Origin of the sequence: Paenibacillus litoralis, from assembly GCF_046244365.1 — a bacterium.
In the GTDB taxonomy this organism is placed as follows: Bacteria; Bacillota; Bacilli; order Paenibacillales; family NBRC-103111; genus Paenibacillus_V.
On record NZ_CP176395.1, the window covers coordinates 2,967,334 to 2,984,582 of the forward strand.

At 47.0% G+C, this 17,249-nt stretch carries 12 protein-coding genes and 1 pseudogene; 9 read left to right on the forward strand and 4 right to left on the reverse strand.

Annotation, left to right across the window (positions count from 1 at the left end):
- Positions 1–606: 606 nt before the first annotated feature.
- The gene (locus ACKGJP_RS11925; RefSeq protein ID WP_409340389.1) at positions 607–1,809 is read right to left on the reverse strand and encodes an IS110 family transposase; all 1,203 of its coding nucleotides are present in this window, start codon (positions 1,807–1,809) and stop codon (positions 607–609) included.
- A gap of 390 nt (positions 1,810–2,199) precedes the next feature.
- Here ACKGJP_RS11925 and ACKGJP_RS11930 point away from each other — a divergent pair, with 390 nt between their 5' ends.
- Both ACKGJP_RS11930 and ACKGJP_RS11935 read left to right on the forward strand, forming a co-directional pair.
- The gene (locus ACKGJP_RS11930; protein WP_409345863.1) at positions 2,200–3,042 is read left to right on the forward strand and encodes an alpha/beta fold hydrolase; all 843 of its coding nucleotides are present in this window, start codon (positions 2,200–2,202) and stop codon (positions 3,040–3,042) included.
- Positions 3,043–3,237: 195 nt separating this feature from the next.
- Positions 3,238–3,789 carry a hypothetical protein gene (locus ACKGJP_RS11935; protein ID WP_409345864.1) on the forward strand — a complete coding sequence of 184 codons (552 nt, stop codon included), beginning with the start codon at positions 3,238–3,240 and terminating at the stop codon, positions 3,787–3,789.
- Between the two features lie 191 nt (positions 3,790–3,980).
- Here the strand turns inward: ACKGJP_RS11935 and ACKGJP_RS11940 are convergent, their stop codons facing one another.
- Positions 3,981–4,706 carry a hypothetical protein gene (locus ACKGJP_RS11940; RefSeq protein ID WP_409345865.1) on the reverse strand — a complete coding sequence of 242 codons (726 nt, stop codon included), beginning with the start codon at positions 4,704–4,706 and terminating at the stop codon, positions 3,981–3,983.
- A 258-nt stretch (positions 4,707–4,964) separates the two neighbouring features.
- Between ACKGJP_RS11940 and ACKGJP_RS11945 the strand changes: the two genes are divergently transcribed.
- The 3 genes from ACKGJP_RS11945 (at position 4,965) to ACKGJP_RS11955 (ending at position 7,317) form a co-directional block, all read left to right on the forward strand.
- Positions 4,965–5,780, forward strand: a complete 816-nt coding sequence (locus ACKGJP_RS11945; protein ID WP_409345866.1) for a nucleotidyltransferase domain-containing protein — start codon at positions 4,965–4,967, stop codon at positions 5,778–5,780.
- A gap of 294 nt (positions 5,781–6,074) precedes the next feature.
- Positions 6,075–6,743, forward strand: a complete 669-nt coding sequence (locus ACKGJP_RS11950; protein ID WP_409345867.1) for a PolC-type DNA polymerase III — start codon at positions 6,075–6,077, stop codon at positions 6,741–6,743.
- 253 nt (positions 6,744–6,996) lie between these two features.
- Positions 6,997–7,317, forward strand: a complete 321-nt coding sequence (locus ACKGJP_RS11955; RefSeq protein WP_409345868.1) for a hypothetical protein — start codon at positions 6,997–6,999, stop codon at positions 7,315–7,317.
- Between the two features lie 439 nt (positions 7,318–7,756).
- On the opposite strand, the pseudogene ACKGJP_RS11960 reads toward ACKGJP_RS11955, so the two are convergent.
- Positions 7,757–8,768: pseudogene (locus ACKGJP_RS11960) on the reverse strand (transposase).
- 256 nt (positions 8,769–9,024) lie between these two features.
- On the opposite strand from ACKGJP_RS11960, the gene ACKGJP_RS11965 reads away from it, so the two are divergent.
- Complete coding sequence (locus ACKGJP_RS11965) at positions 9,025–9,564, forward strand: hypothetical protein (protein WP_409345869.1); 540 nt, start codon at positions 9,025–9,027, stop codon at positions 9,562–9,564.
- A 399-nt stretch (positions 9,565–9,963) separates the two neighbouring features.
- Entirely contained in the window at positions 9,964–10,107 is a 144-nt protein-coding gene (locus ACKGJP_RS11970) for a hypothetical protein (RefSeq protein WP_409345870.1), read from the forward strand.
- Between the two features lie 1,021 nt (positions 10,108–11,128).
- Here the strand turns inward: ACKGJP_RS11970 and ACKGJP_RS11975 are convergent.
- Entirely contained in the window at positions 11,129–13,381 is a 2,253-nt protein-coding gene (locus tag ACKGJP_RS11975) for a helix-turn-helix domain-containing protein (RefSeq protein WP_409345871.1), read from the reverse strand.
- Positions 13,382–13,682: 301 nt separating this feature from the next.
- Here ACKGJP_RS11975 and ACKGJP_RS11980 point away from each other — a divergent pair, with 301 nt between their 5' ends.
- Both ACKGJP_RS11980 and ACKGJP_RS11985 read left to right on the forward strand, forming a co-directional pair.
- Positions 13,683–15,545: a right-handed parallel beta-helix repeat-containing protein gene (locus ACKGJP_RS11980; RefSeq protein WP_409345872.1), complete on the forward strand. Its 1,863-nt coding sequence runs from the start codon at positions 13,683–13,685 to the stop codon at positions 15,543–15,545.
- A 36-nt stretch (positions 15,546–15,581) separates the two neighbouring features.
- Positions 15,582–17,240, forward strand: coding sequence for an extracellular solute-binding protein (locus tag ACKGJP_RS11985; protein WP_409345873.1), 1,659 nt, complete (start codon positions 15,582–15,584; stop codon positions 17,238–17,240).
- Positions 17,241–17,249: the final 9 nt, after the last annotated feature.

Below are 17,249 nucleotides of genomic sequence, written 5' to 3' on the forward strand. Positions count from 1 at the left end.
AACCAAACAACTTCTTGTCTTTTATCGATACTTAATCTTGTCAACTCCGACATCTTGTCATTTATGTAATAATGTTCTTGTCAACAACAACAAACAAACATGTCGGCTGACAAGAAAAATATAACATTAAGAGTCGCGTATATCGCGGCTCTTTTCATTTATGTTGTCATGTTCTTGTCTTGGGTCAATGACAAGAACTCGACAACATGCCCCACAGGTGACAAGAACATGACAACATACTCAACAGATTGATTTTGATTCTTACGTTGTGGCCGTCAGGCCATGGTTGACATTCTTGGAGGACAAGAACATACATTCAATGAAAGTTGCGGCTTTTTATTTTTTATGTGTAAGTTCTTGTCCTTTTCGCTGGACAAGAACTTACATCGTTACCCGAATTGGGACAAGAACAAACCATCCTTAGCCGCGACTGAGGGAGGGGGGGTCCTTAAACTGGAAACGGGATTAAGCTATACCAGCTAATAGCCTGTCAATATTTAATTATTAATGAAGAAAACGAAGGGTGCTATACTGGTAAAAACACATGACAAATAACCACCCCATAGAATTTGGGGAGGTTTTCCTCGATGTCCAAACTTTGTTTACTCAGTCAAAGCGGAAAGGTTCTTTCTTGGTCAAAATCGCATAAATCCATTGGATCAGTTTATTTACACATGCGATCACGGCTACTTTAAACAGTTTACCTTCTGCTCGCTTTTTGTCGTAATAAGCCCTGATTTTCTTATTACGTGAGCTTCGCAAACCACATCGCACAGCTTGATATAAGGCTGTCCGGAGTCTCCTGGAACCGCGTTTGGTGATTGTATTTCGGGTTGCTGTAAACTTGCCGGAAGAAAAGACACTGGGATCAATACCGGCAAACGCAACCAGTTTCTTTGCGTGATCGAACCGATCGATTTCTCCGATCTCAGCTAAAATTGTTGCAGCAATTTTGGTGCCAATGCCGGGTATCGATTGGATTAAATCATACTCCAGTAATTCTTCAGCCAGGGCCTCTATCGATTTATCCAGTTTCGTTAGATGCTCCTGGTACTGAAGAAGTAAATTGATGAAAAGCTCCAATGAGATTAAATGACTCGGAAAAGCGGTCTCTCTGAAGGGATTTCGCTCTGCTGCAGCCCTTAGTTTCTGTGCCCGTTCCAGCGACCACCGGTTCGAGGCGACATGTCCAACAAGGCGTTGTATGTTCGCCGTAACGTTTTCCTCGGACATCGCTAACACCGATTGAGACGTTGGATACTGAGCCAGGAAACGAAGCGACACCTTAGAATAAAGGTCACCAAACACGCCGTGATACTCTGGAAAGACTTGATCCAGTACCGCTTGAAACTGCAGCTTTGCCTGGACATACATTTCAGTCAGTGACTCATGTTGCCGTGTCAGGTAACGCAGATTCATCAGATACTGACCCCGTTTTTTGTAAGGCTCCAGCTCTTCTTTGTAGAACAATTCACCCAGCTGGTATGCGTCAGCCACATCCGTTTTCACCTTACGCAAATTCATCTTTTTCGCTTGGTGTGAAAGTAACGGATTGATAATTATATACAGATATAGATGATCATCTAGAAACTGTACAACTGGACTATGATAATGACCCGTTGCTTCTAACACAATGGCCGGACGTTGCCCAGCAAAAGACTCCACGATTTGAGCAAAACGGAGGAAGGACGCTAATCCCTCAAGATTGTGCTCAAATCGAAAGGTCTTTCCGTAGGGCGTTCCTCGATCTGAAAAAGCTTGTGCATGACTTTCCCCTTTAGATACATCTAATCCAATGACAGGGTTCATTCAACCACTCCCGATAATATATTCGCCGGCAACCCCTAACCTTCTTGTCGTCCACATTATCGCATGTGATTCGGGATCATGGTCCCAACCAGCCTAATCATGGTTTAACAAGTAGGGGGGATGAACTGTATAGCTCTCGGGATCTAGCTCCCACGGGCAGAAACGTTCGATCCCCGGCTACCGCTATCTTACGACCACACAAAAATGAGGTCCACCAGAAAGATCTGGTGACCTCATAATACGAACGGGCAGGATAGTTAAATAAGTTTATGCTGAAGTAATGAGCTTTCTTTGATGAAATACCACTAAATGGGTTTCTCTTTATAGATAAAAGGAGTGAGAAACATTAACGGATTTGCATTGATACAGAATAAAAAGATTTATTACGAGATGCACGGTGATAAATATCTTCCAACATTCTTATATCTCCACGGGGGACCTGGAGTTGGTTCGTATGATTTCAATCTGGTTCAGGCACAAAGGCTTTCCTCTTTCGTTCGTTTGATCTCCATTGATCAAAGAGGTTGCCTACGATCCGATGCAATTGAAGAAGATGAGGAGTTTTCGCTGCAAAATCTTATAGATGATTTCGAGGCTATAAGAAATTATTTTGAAATTGATCGATGGGGTTTGATTGGTCATTCCTTTGGAGGGTATCTAGCTATTGAGTATGCCTATCAATATCCAGAAGTGATCGAACAGATGGTTTTAGAGTGTCCAACATTCGATTTTATCGAATCATTCCGCTCTGTGGTAAAAATGGCTGAAAACATTTACAGGGAAGACGGACAAGATGAAATTGCTAATCGATGTAAAGATGCATATACCTATTCGCTAGAAGAGTTAGATAAAGTCTTTTCTTATGATATTTCCGAGAAACGTGACCAGGTTTATATTCGGGCATTAAATCCAAAATTCTTTAACGATATCATAGAAAAATCAGGATTAACTCAAAGTGATTGGCAAAAGCAGATGATGTTTCAGAAGAAATTAAATGGACAGATTTTCAATCAACCAAACCTTGAAAAACTTAATAAAATCACATGTCCTGTTTTGTTAATAAAAGGAAAGTATGACCCGATTTGTAGTGAAAATCAAACAGATGAGTTCTTGAAAAAAGTTCAGAACAGAACTATCGTAATTTGTGATAACTCGGCCCATATGCCCCGCCATGAGGAACCAGAGCTCTTCGCAGAAACGATTGAGTTGTTCGTTAGGAAGAATCAACGATAATGAGCTAACGAGTACGTTACTTCAATGAACCAGCGGGAGTCTAGGACTTTATTTTCCAGTTCAAGAATGCCGCTTGTTTTATATTTGATTCATTCTAATAATTATTTTTCGGAGCTGACGGTTTAGCAGTTTGGAAATCCGCTTAGGATCAACAAATTCAGTCCTTTATTTTCTTCGGACAGTTAGGAAAGGAAAATGAAAATTATTAAATTTCTAGTTACGCTCGTCATTGTTTTTATTTCTGTTTCAATCATTCTTTTGATATGGCTAATGCAACAAAATAAACCTCTGTATGATCAAATTGGAAAGGTAATTTCAGAATCTGATTCAGGTTACAGTGAATTATTACATATTCATGCTGATAGAGATCAGACGATAGCATTTTATAAAACTAATAAGTCAGAGTTAGGCGTTGTATTACTACAGAAAAAATTTCGTGGATATGAACTAAGTGATTATATAAATAAAAGTCCAATGTTTACAGATCAAGACTTAAGCTGGCATGGATCGGAAAGTCAAAAGTCAAATATTCATATGCTTTATGGAGTCGTTAAAGATCCAGGAATAACTCAGATTCTTTTGATAAGTGAGGGTGACAAGACAGCTCATATTATCAATAATGGCGAATATTCGATATGGTACTCCTTGGTCGAAAACGAATTGAAGATGCCTATTACTATTCGGGCAACAAACAAAGCAGGAAAAATATTGTATGAAACTGGTGATGTTGGTTTTTGGAATGATTAAAACCCTTCGTTACGCTAACGGGTACGAGAGCTCAACAAATAAATGACGGCAGCCGGCCAGAACGATCGGCTGCCGTTTCTCAACTGAAGGGCAGGATACTCAAAGCGAACTCGTGCCAGCCCCTTTTTCATTTGGTCGTATGTTCATAACGATTCTTTTGAACGTTTGCCGTTACGATGAGCGCATCCCGTTTATTCCGGCGGGAAAACGGGATCCTGCCGCTCGCCGTCTCTTACGCTCAGCAATGATTCAGACACAAAGCCGTCGATTCGCGCGTCATACTCTTCCCACGCATAATCATTGCTCTGGATGATCAACTTAGGGATCGGCCACGCATCGACGGCCCGGCGGACGAATGCCTGGCTTGCGCTCCACACCTCGCCAGCCTGAACGAAATCTTCGTCCGATTGAAAGGAGACCGGTCCCCATTCGTTGCCGCGAATGCCGCATATGTACCGCCACTGCCCTTCGACATCGGTGTGGTAATAGTAGATCAGGTGAGGGTTCAGCGGCATCAACAACAGTTGCAGCGATTCGGTAAAGCTTTGGAGCTGCGCGATATTCATGCCTTGCAAATGCGAGACGCTGACAATGTCCTGGAAAAGGACGCTTTCGATAATGACGATGTCTTCAGGGCTGCTTAACTGCTCCTCGACGAACCGGCCGTACCGGTCAACTAGCTGCCGGATGAAGGCGTCGGCGCCTTCTGCGGTATTCAAGGCATAGTATTGCTCCATGGGCGGCAGCAACGGGTGATTTTCTTCCTGCTCGAGCAGGCATCTTGCGCGTACGCCTTGTGCTGTCAATCGGTTATGAATGCGGGTCGCCGCCGTAGTTTTGCCGGAGCCGGGAATACCGTCGATAATAAGCAATCGTTTAGGAGAATGAATGGGTGGTGAGTGTCGTTTTTCGTTCATGGATGTTTCGGAATGCCTCCTTTGGTAAGTATATCGATCATATTTTCGACATTAGGAAGAAATCCCCTCTCTTCGACGGGGGCGAATGCTATTCGGTTTTGAATCTAGAGCATTGTCACAACACCGCCGAAGTGAGCGACTTTGTTGCGCTAACGGGTACGATAGTGAAATAATGGGATCGCTGCCTGTCTCGCAGCTGATCCCATGATGCTGGTTGATATATTAGGATTAGGGTAGAAAATCAAGGAGGGTGTTACCATGGCTCAGCAAATCAGGGGCGTTACCTTAAAAACCCATCATAAGGCTTCGATTGATTATCTAGTGCGTAAGCTTAGCGCAGACCCTTCGTATCTTGCTATTATTATCGCCGGGTCTGTTGCCAAAGGAATTGCACGCGAGGACTCCGACATTGATTGCTATCTGGTCGTGAGCGATGATTTGTTTGAAGAAAGGAAACAACTAGATCAATTGTTTTATTTTACGAAAGAGGGATGCGACTATCCGGGTGGCTATTACGATGGCAAAATCATACCCTATCGCTTCCTTGAAGCTGCTTCGGTAAGAGGTAGCGAGCCGACCCGCGCTTCGTTCGACAAGGCGTTCGTTGCATTCTCGCGGATTCCTGGACTGGATGATTTGGTCGCAAAAATCCCTGTCTATCCCGAACATAACAGGGAAAGGAATTTCCAAGACTTCTATGCTCAAGTAGAGCTATATGGGGGCTACTTTGCTGATCGGGCGATCGAATTGGGAAATACGTATCTGCTGATCCATGCGATAGGTCAGATCGCCTTGTTCTCTGGTCGGTTGCTGCTCGCCTACAACCGAGTGTTGTTCCCGTGCCACAAGTCTATGCCGGGCGTATTGAGAACGCTCTTCCATATACCGGACCGTTATTTTGAATTGCAGGAAGATATGTTGCTACATCCAGACCGGGAAACGATCCAGGCATTTGTAGAGTGTATTCGTTCCTTCCACGAATGGGGGATAACTCCACACGAAGCAGTGAGCCGGTTTATCCAAAACAACGAGTGGAACTGGTTGGAAGACGAACCACCTCTGTCCGATCGGTAAAATATTCGCTTCTATACGCACGCTCCGTTTAGCTAACGGGTACTTTAGCTCAATAAACATTGGAACGGCAGCCGGCCTGAAACAATCGGCTGCCGTTTCTCAACTACTATGAAAGAACGGATTAACTTTCACTCTCTGTGGTGCTGCGCTTTGTGCAGCATGGATGGCTAACGGGCAGATTAACGTAACTACTACTATTAGTAAAAAGGACAAACCACTGGATATGGAGAATAGTTTGGAAATGTAGTTATAGGTAGGAAGGTTCTGTGAATATGACAGAAGGATGTGAAATGCTTGGATATTCATTATTTATCGGGAACTGAGTATCTGGTTAAAGATATCTATGTTGATCGAATACATGATCGTCCATTTTGCATATTTGATTTAGAAGGAACGGGCATTTTTGTTGAGAAGGAATACATCACCCAATTTGGTGCCATTATTTATCAGAATGGAAAAATATTACGAAAGTTCAGTTCCTTAGTTAAATCACCGAAGTTAATTCCGGAAAGTGTTCAGCAATTAACTGGGATATCGAATGATAGCTTAGCCCATGCTCCAGCATTTGCCGATGTATATCGGCAGTTTCTAGATTTTTGCGGAAAGGCGGTATTAGTCACACAAGCCGGTTATGAATATGATCTTCCTATGCTTAAAAAACATTGCCGAATGAGTAATTTATCATTGTTTGAGAATCCTGTTATCGATACTAAGGCTTTATTCGCAAAAATACATCCCGAACTATTTGATGTATTTAGTACTGATTATTTTGTTAGGCATTACCATATCGAAACAAACGATATTAAACGTCATGATGCATTAGGGGATTGCATTTTAATAAGTAGGATATTTGAACAAATTTTAATTGAATACGAACAAAAAGATATACACGAATTCAATGTCAATGAAGCTCTAACAGTAAAACGATTTGCTGTTCCTGCGATGTACCTTAAGGAAGAATGAGTTCTAAGTCTCCTATAGTTGTACATTCCACGACGGGTACGATAATGAATGATAAAGACTCGTGTAGACGCCGAGGCGACCTGCTCCTGAATCGTTGAACTCCCTCGGTACAAGAGTTCAATACATACATGACGGCAGCCGGCCTGAACGATCGGCTGCCGTTTATCAACGGGAAGCATTACTTAATAATGAGTTGAGCAATTTAGGGAATTATTTGTTATTTTATGGTAGGATAGTTTTGAGGTGAACCTGAATGTTTACTATCATATTTTACGGATTAGTTATTCTTGCAGTTTTGGCAACTATTATTGGGATTACTGTGAAACCTAAAATATGTTGGTTAGCAGGCATAATTTGGTATGTAGCAAGCTTTTTGGGGAGTATGTCGATTGGACTATATCTACTTATTATCCCCTTTACTTTATGGTCATTGGCATTTGCTCATACTTTCCGTTTGATTAAGAAGCCTTTAAATACTGGATTATTTATTGTTATTGGAATATTACTTTGGATTGTTAGCATTACAATTATTGATGATTACTGGCTGTTTTTCCCTATAAGTTGGCTGTTTTAGGACGGAAATTACCGCTTTAAAAACAGACATCAAATGTTTATGTCATTTATGCTCCCTCGATATGATTTGATTTCCTCACGTAAGCTCGTGTATTCGCAGGATTCCAATCCTCCTTAATATCGGATGATGAAGGAAAGAGAGTTTAATTGGTAGGGCTTATTTGTTAGAAGGCATGCGGGAACAGAGGTGGGAGTAGCTTCACCTAAATCGTTCCAAATGCTGCACGTATTCTCCACAATGGCCCTTAGCGATTTTCGCTCCCATGTCTCAACGGGTCATAAGCCCTTTCATTCCTTCGTTACACCTATCTAAGGGGTGGAGGTCGGTTTTTCTAACGGAACGGGTCTGAGCCCTTTTGCGTAACGTATCCCGATACTCCGTGCTTTCTTTGTCATCCTGCGAATATACCAACTTGCGTGAGCGGTGTTATTGTTTGTTTTTAAGCTGCTAGTGCAATAACTTTATCTGGTTTGTAGGCTTCCTCGCTACGTGCCAGACCTACTAAGAGTCGAGCCAACTTTCCGCATAACTTCAAAATTGATTTCATTTTTTTCAGCTTTTTAACCTGAACATTATGTTGATGCAGAGCCTTGAATTCTTTGTTAGTCATAACCATGCACATCGTGATGAGGTAGAGGAAGTGTCGCAGGCGTGGTCGCCCTCGTTTACTGAGCGTCATCTGGCCCTTCCATTTCCCAGAGCTTGCCTCGGTCAGATTAAGGCCTGCGTGACGCAGTAGTGCGTTTCCGTGGATATAACCGCTGAGATCACCTGACTCCCCTAAAACGCCTGCTAAAGCGATCGCACTTACGCCAGTAATGGCAAGGATTTTGCCCGCATAGGGGATTCGTTTAAGTACGGTTTTGGCTTCATCTTCGATTCTCAGCAGCCTGTGTGCTCGCTAAGTCATACTCCTCAAGAAGATGCTTAAGATGGAGCTTGTAAGCGTGTGTTGCCTGGATTGAACCAACGGTTTGCTTGGCAAGATCGATGAGCAGCTTAGCTCTACGAACACCCGAGTGTCGTTTCATGGACTTTTTCCATCCCGCAATTACATCTTCAGGCTCTAATTTACATAGATCAGCGGGGAGAGGAAACAACCGAAGAGTTACCAATGCACCTTTGCACGTTAAGATTTTAAAGACTTGTCTAAGTTCAGGAAACACAATGTCGACCCAGCGGTGGATTTGATTCACTGCGCTGACAAGACGCTTAACAACGGTCTCTCGATTTGCCATAAGGACTCGCAGCTCTTCGTATTCTGCGGAATGAAAACGGACAGGGGAATAGTAGCCATTACTAAATTCTAATGGATTACCCAAAGCAATTCCGCGAAAATTAACGGCTCTAGCAACGTGGTTCTCTTGAGCGATATCTACACCGACAACAAGGTGATTAGCGGTAATGTTTTCAATGAGTTGATTTTGTTTATCTTGTGCTTTAAACTTCATAGTAGAGCGACCTCCTGATGTGGGATTTTAAGGGCTTTAGACCCGTAGCGTACTCCCATCATACAGAGGCGCTCTTTTGTATTCAAACACCAAATTATTCGTTCCACAGGAATTCTAACGAGGAACGTTTGCTCAAACAAGGCTGCCGGCAATCGGCAGCTTTTCGCTTAAGTAACGGGCAGGATACTTACAATATGTGGTATTATTGAGGTAAATGACACTTGTTTGGCAGGATTGAGGTGGAGCAATAGTCCTTATGAGACGATTTGCATGGAGATTATTGTTGTTAGGTGTGTTGATTGCAGTTTTAATACATGACAAGGCACCTGAACGTATCAGGCCAGTTGGTACATTAGTAACCTTCCAGCAATTGCAGCACGATCTGCCTTTAGTAATAAAAAAACCTATAAAGGTTCACCAGGTGAAGTTAATAAAAGATGGTAAGATTCCCTGCGGCAAATACTGCGCAGATGATTTTACTATGGGCCCCTACAATGGAACAGCTATATCTGTTTCATTAACAGCTCCCGAAAATTCAAATGAACCTGATCCCGTTCTAGCTTTAATTCGAATATGGATGTATCTTCAGCAGCACCGATTAATTGAACCAATTAACGCAGTATATACCGATTCGCATAGAAGATGGATAATTGACGGAACGACGACAGTGGGATTAAGTCGGGATGATTTCAAAGAAATGTATGCCCCCTATAGATTCTCTGATATGACTGAAGAGGAAATCACCATAAAGCTTGTGGAACAATGGATTGAGATCAACGATTTCTATGGATATTAGAATTATGACGATATAGAGAAAGGTATTCGAAAAGAGGCATGGAGTTGGTTTACGGAAAAAGAGAGGGAAGAAATAGGTGATGCAGTCGGGATCGTAGGAAAGCTTTAATTCGAGAGGCTAAATGGTCTGAGATTCTTGATAGATCATCAACGAGACGACACATGGAAATGTATATCAAGTCACTTTTTCAACTAAAAATGGTGGTCCCCCGTTCATTCTATACGTGGAAAAAATGCAATATGGTTTTAGCGTGGTATACACTAATTTCAGACGCTGATACCCTATCGGTTGCGCTAACGGGGTACGCTAGTGGCGAGAACATTATTTTGACAAGGAAAGATTAAACCCTCCCAAACAAAGCGAAGCTAAGGATAATAAGCCATTGGGAGGGTTACTTTTATGAAATTGTTGGATTTGTGGATGTTGTATGAGGCTGATAAGCGCATTTTGGGATTTAGCCCGCATACCTTGAAAGCATACTCCCTTCAGTTAAATGTTCTGATCCGAGAAATCGGCAACCTTGAATCGAAGAAGTCTCCCTAACTTTGCTGAAGGATTATCTGGCGAAACAATCGGAGCGATTAAAGCCAAGTAGCTTAGGGCATCGCATTCGGTTCGTCAGATCCCTTTTTCGATTTGCATTCGAAGAAGGACACATCACTAAAAATCCAACTTTAAAACTGAGAGAACCAAAGATGGAAAACGGATCCCAAAGTTTTTGATAGAGGAGGACGTTATTCATCTCAAGATTACCTGTGATTCTCCGCGCGAGCATGCACTCTTAGAATTCCTATATTGTACTGGTTGCCGTGTCGGTGAGGTTCACAGATTAAATGTTGAAGACATCAACTTTTTAATCCGATATAAGATTGTATCGGCAGATACGTTTAGTGTATTATTGGAGACGATCGCTTGATATAAGAGCTTTAAGGCTTCGCGGCTAACACTTGATTTAGTGTTAGCCGCCTTTTTTGTATAATCATATTGAAAACTTGGCGTCATTTTATCATACAACAATTCTTATATTCGACATTTCATGTTACAGAATATGCCGTTTGTACCTTACTGATCATGGTCTCCAGGCTACCGAAAAGCGACAAAACAAGTTACAATTCACACTTTGTGAAATTCCAGAAATAATTAGATTTGCTCCAAAATTCGTTAGACGTAATGTTCCAAAATCCGTTAGAAAAAGGTACTTATGCAACGGTGTGAATAAAAATGCAAGCGGGTCAGGCGAATGCCTGACCCGTTCATTTTTAACCGGGAGTGGATATGGTGAAGCCGTTGTTGAAGCGTCCGTTCATTTATCATGATGAACCCGAAGTGGGATATCTACATAGATTAGCGGCAGCAAATCAAAGATAACTTAAAGATCTCGAACTAAAGAGCCTTGATGAGATGAAAGTGTGAGTGAAAAAGTTTTGGTGCTCTTTATTGCGGGGGGGGACGAACAAATAAGAAATGGGAGAGGGGCATCGTTTCGATGATGTCGCGCCAAGTACGACCGCACAGGTGATCGGGCGGCTGGATGGCGCAAATGGCAGACGGCGCCTGTTCGGCCTCATTGCCTCGACTCCCGTTCCTGAAACGCACTTGTCCGCAGCCTCCGATACTCTCCCGGTGTGACATGGGTCGCGCTGCGAAACATGCGGATGAACGAATTGGCGTTCGGGTATCCGACATTGGCGGCCACTTCGTGAATCTTCATATCGGTGCCCTCGAGCAGCTTCTTCGCCGCCATCAACCGCACTTCGTTGACGCAATCGCTAATATTTCGCCCGGTTTTCTCCTTGAAGTAGTTCCTCAAATACCCAGCGGACATGTTCAGCTTGTCGGCGATCAAGTCCAGGTATAACTCGTCGCCATAATGGGCGTTGATATACGCGAGCACAAAATCGACGATGGGGTCTCTTTCCGATTTTTTCGCTTCGATCCGCTCCGCCGCTTGTTTGGTCAATTCCTCGAAGAACGCTATATATTCCTCTTTGGACACGAACCGGTCGATCGCCTCGAAGGGCGGGCGCTCCAGCTGCAGGTTTCCGGTATCGATCTTGTTTGCCATGAGCGTCAGCAGCAGCTTAGACACAATCGTATGCGCGAACTGGCGATATTGCAGCGCCGTTGCGCCCTGCTGGTCCAGCCGGTTCAGCGAACGGCGAATGTCGTGGAGCATATTCCGGTCGTTCCCGGCGAGCAGGCTCTCGAGGAAATGCTGCTCTTCCGCCGGCGTAAGGGGATGGACGTCCGGCAGCTTCTCCGGTTCGGCGATGATCTGCACTTCGTCGTTCAGCTTCCGCTTCCGCACCATTTCGACCGCTTCCACGTACGCATCCGTAAAATCGACCGCATAACGCAAGCGCGGATTGGCGGCGATGGTCACGTAATAATACGACTTGTCCCGGTCCAACACATTTTTTAAATAGCGCAATCGTTCTGTAAGAAGGTCGGTCTGTTCATGCTCCGTAAAGACGATCGTGACGATTGAATCCGCTTCCACCTGCAAGGACACCGCTTCGGGAAACGAGCCGGTAATTGCGAGATTGATGAAGTCGAGCAAGAAGGTCGACTTTTTGCGCTCCGTGACGGGCGTTTGATGGAAGCGATCCGTAACGCGAATTTGAAACATGACAAAATAAAACGGCCGATCCGTATTAAGCAGTTGCCCGACCTCGTCGTTGTTGATGTAGATCCCTTTCACCCTGTCGACATACGCGTATTTTTGCAGCAGCGAATCTTTGCGGCGCATCGTGTCGATCATTCCTTTGACGCTGTCGCTGATCTGCTGGAATTCGCGAATGTTGCTGTTATGCTGGATGTCCACGCTCATTTTGCGCAGCGATTCGGCGATTTTTTGGATCGGGTGCTTGAATCTGACGCTGAGCATGATCGACAAGACCAGGCTCAAAAAGACGGAAAGCGCGATCAAGCCGATCAGGATCGCATTCATGCGCGAGATTTGGGCGGCGATCTGCTGATTCGGGATCATGCTGACATAGGTCAGACCGGTTAGCGGGCCCTTTTGTATAAAGTAATAGTTCTGGTCCAACTGCACGTAGCGGTCCGCGCCGGACAACGAATCGACGAGACGGGGGTCCGGGGCGGCTCCGGAGCGGAAATACGATTCTCCCGTATCATCCACAATCGAAAAATGATCGTCGTCCGAAAGATGCAGATGATTGAAAATCGCCTTCGCGTCGAGAAATGCGGCCATGTAATGTCCCGTGAACAGCTTGCTTTTGATGACTATGGGAAAAAGGGTTCCGGCCTCGGATACGCTGTTGTCCGGGTTCGTCTTCTGAAAAGCGGCGGCGGGGAACAACTTCAGTTGGAAATCGCGATTGAACTGCTCTTTCCAGAAATTTGCCGGATACCGATCGCTGACGTAATAGCGCCCGAACATTTCTTGTTCGGTGTGCGAGCTGCTTTTATCGATGATGACGCCTTGATCGTTAAAATAAACGAGCACGTTCTCGGCAAACAGATTGTAATTTTGGACGATCGTCTGGAATTCGGCGGACAATCCGTTGATCAGCGGGTAATTGTGGCTGCCCGCATCTTTTCGGAGGAGGCCTACGTCGTTTTGAAAGTAGATGCTGCCGAGCACATTGTCCAGCAGCCGCAGCTGATTTTCGAAGCCGCCTACGGTGTTGCTCAGGTTCGACGTATTGGAAGTGATGATTTGATCGCGGATGCTGCTCGTAAAGAAGCGAAACGACAAGGCGTTGAATACGAACGAGATGATGATGATCGCGCCGAAGCCGAACAGCAGCTTGACGAACAAGGAGTTTTTGTTCAGCATGAAGCGGAAGATCATGGCTTAAACGCTCCCCGCAATGTGGTTTGGTTGGAAGATTCTTATAAGTATACCTCATCGGCGCGGCATGAAGAAATATTCCATTTCGCATACGATGCGCAAATGTGCAGGAAATCGGGGCATCGCCCGCCGAACGAAGGGGCTCTATCGCACCGTGCGGCAACAATGATGCGATCGTGCATATTTTGTGCGAACATGCGGATGTTGCGGCGCATGCATGCCGTTGTATAGTAATCGTGCAAACGTTTGCGATTGGCGATCAGGAAAGTTATGAAGTTATGAAGCAAGGGAGGTAGCGACAATGAAAGAGACGAATGCCGGACATCCGGACCAGCCGCGCGACGTCAACGCGAGCGGGCGAAACGAAGCAGCACTTCGCGAGCGTCGCGAGGCGGCTAACCATCTTACCAGGCGCAAGCTATTGGCGTCCATAGGCGCCGCGGGCGTCGGCATCGCATCCACCGGGCTGTTCGGAAGCGGCACAGCCTTCGCCAAAGACAAGTTGAAAGACCCGAATTGCCTGGCAGTTACTGTGGCGGACATAAGGGCGATGACCGACCCTGACGATCATTTCCTCTATTATGTGATCGATCGCGGGAAGGAAGGGTCGTTCTATTACGATCCGGCAGACGCGACAACAACCGATAATGTGGGGAGCGTGCTTGTTTCATCGGCCGGCAAACGGTTTAAGCGGATTATCGGCGAAGCGGTCGATGTGAAGTGGTTCGGCGCGATCGGCGACGGCGGGTCGCATCCGCTGTCGGAACGGTTCGCGACGCTGGAGTCGGCGCAAGCTGCGTATCCGCATGCCAAAGCTCTTACAGACGAAATCGACTGGTGCGCGATACAAGCTGCGATCGAATATGTGAAGACGGGGTCGGCGCCGACCACCCGGGTATACATTCCGAAGGGCACGTACCTCGTCAATCAGGCGATCCGCCCGGAAGTCGACAACATCGTCGTCTCGGGGACGGCCGGGTCGGTCATCTCGCTGCAGTTCGACTATATCGCGCTGCTGGTCAATAAAACGACGCCGCCCGCAACGAAGCCGGAGGCGGTGTACAACGTAACGGTCAAGGATCTGACGTTCGCTTCTCCGAACGGCTTCGGGCCGAACAATGCAGGTATCGTCGCCTTCAATCATTGCATCGATCTGCTGGTCGACAATATCCGGGTCGTCGGTAATTCGTCCTTGCTCACGAGCAGGCAGCGGATCACGAACGGCATCGCCACTTCACAAGGGACGAGCGGCGTGATTCGCAATTGCGTCGTGGACGGCGTCAGCAAGCCCGGCTATTATATTGCCAACGGCTCGCGCGATATTCGTGTCGAAGGCTGCGAAGCCCGTAACGTGTCCGGACATCTCGGCTACCAGCCAGGCATGGGCGTATCGGGCTGCGACCGGATTACGTTCGTCAATTGCATCTCGCACAATAATCAGGGCGCAGGGCTGCAAATTACAACGGACGGCTTCCCTTCGCCGGGAGGAACGCCGGCAACGAACGTTCAGGTGATCGGCGGGCAATTTTACAATAATGACGGGCACGGCATCTGGATGGGCACCAACGTAGCCGGCCAATTTCCGCGCGACGTACAAATGATCGGCGTCGATACGAGCGGCAATAAGCTGCATGGCGTGAACATTTCCGCCGGACGCCGGATCAGCATCGTCGATCATACTGCCAAAGGAAACGGCAGCAGCGGCATCTTCGTCGACAACGGGGCCAGGCTGGTGTCGACGATCGATGTGATCAATCCGAATGTGTACAACAATGCGACCGCTCTAACGATCGGCGGCGTCGTGATTCGCGGGGCGGATCGGGTCACCATTCAGGGGGGCCGCGTCTTCGACGATCAGACGACGAAAACGCAAGATTACGGCATCGAGTTTTTCCCCGACGGTCAGAGCTTGAAACCGGCCAATATTCGCATCCTCGACGTCCAGGTATTCGGCAACGTGCAGGATTACGCGCTGACGACGGTGCAAGGGGCTAATGTGGAGGCGGCCAGCGGTTATTACCGCATCCGGCATGAAGGCAATCCGGAGGGTAATTTGTCGGCGCCGCCGGGATCGGAGTATACGGATGCTTCGACCGGCGACAAGTATATCAAGGGTACCGGGACAGGCAATACCGGTTGGAAACAGATTGCCGTCGTCGTTTAGCGCGAGGGCTTGATGATATCTAAGGGGGAGACGACAATGAAACGACCAATTGCAATCGCTTCCAGCGTGACACTGCTGACATCGCTGATCGCGGCGGGCTGCAGCAAGAGCGGTACGGACGCGCCGGAAGCGCAGGCAACGGCGGCTGCCTCCGCAAAGCCAGCGGTGTCGGGATTGCCGGCCAAGTTCGATCCGCCGGTCGAGCTGAAAACCGTCGCGTTCAGCTTGCCGACGGTCAAATACTTTAACGGCGACGACATCAACAATAATCCGTGGACGCGGCACATCGAGCAGACGTTCGGCATCAAGGTGAAGACGCTGTGGGCCGTGCCGGAAACGGAATACGAGAAGAAGACGAATCTGATGATCTCGTCCGGAGAGCTTCCCGACTTCTTTGCGGCGACGCCGCTGCAGTTCAAGCAGCTTTACGAGGCGGGCATGCTCGAGGATCTGACGCAGCTGTATGCGAATACGGCGCCGAACGTCGTGAAGAAGGTCATCGCCGACGCCGGTCCCGAAGTGACCAAGTCGGCGACGAAGGACGGCAAATTGATGGCGATCCCATTCACGGGAACGGCCAAGGAAGCGGCACCGGTGCTATGGATTCGCAAAGATTGGATGGAAAAGCTGAAGCTGCCCGCGCCGAGCACGATGGACGATCTGCTGCGCATCGCGGACGCCTTCACGAATCAGGACCCGGACGGCAACGGCAAGAAGGACACGTTCGGCTTGGCGATGGACAAGGAGCTTAGCGGAGCCGCCGGCTTCTATAACGGGTATCATGCTTACTGGGACATCTGGATGAAGGATAGCAGCGGCAAGCTCGTATACAGCAGCGTGCAGCCGGAGATGAAAAATGCGCTTGCCGCATTGCAGACCATGTTCAAGGCGGGGCAGATCGAATCGGAGTTTCCGGTAAAGCCCGCTAACAAAGTGAACGAGAGCATCGGCGCAGGCAAAATCGGCATGATGATCGGCGGCCGCGGCTCGGCCAATTCGCCGCTTGCGACGCTGACGCCGAATCAGGAATGGCAGGCGTATCCGATCCCTTCCGCGGACGGCAAGCCCGTATCGCACACGATGCCGCTCAATATTTACAAATACTACTGGGTTGTGAAAAAAGGAACGCCGCATCCCGAAGCGCTGTTCAAAATGCTCGAATTTTGGCTGAATACGTTCTATTATAATTCGTCGGAGGACGTTTTCTATAAGTTCGTCAATCCGAGCAAGGAAGACAAGTCGGCGACCTGGTCGATGGCACCGATTCGCATCTATTTGTCCGACAACAACATCGAGAACTACCGGCAGGCGAACGCCGTGCTGAGGGGCGAAAAAACCGCCGACCAGCTGGCGCCGGACCGGCGCAATGTGTATGACCGCATCATGCAGTACAAGAACGGCGATAAAAAGCTATGGGGTGAATACGCGCAGAACGGGCCAGACAGCTCGGCGGCGATCATCGACAAGGCGATCAAGGACAACCGCTTTGTTGTCAATCAGTTCTATGGATCGGCTACCCAGACGATGGCCGATAAAGGCGCGAATCTGGACAAAATCAGAAGCGAGACATTCATGAAAATCGTTACCGGCAACGCGCCGATATCGGAGTTTGACAAGTTCGTTGAAGACTGGAAGAAGCTCGGCGGCGATCAAATTACGAAAGAGGTCAACGACTGGTACGCACAGCAAAAGTGAGACGCGGAT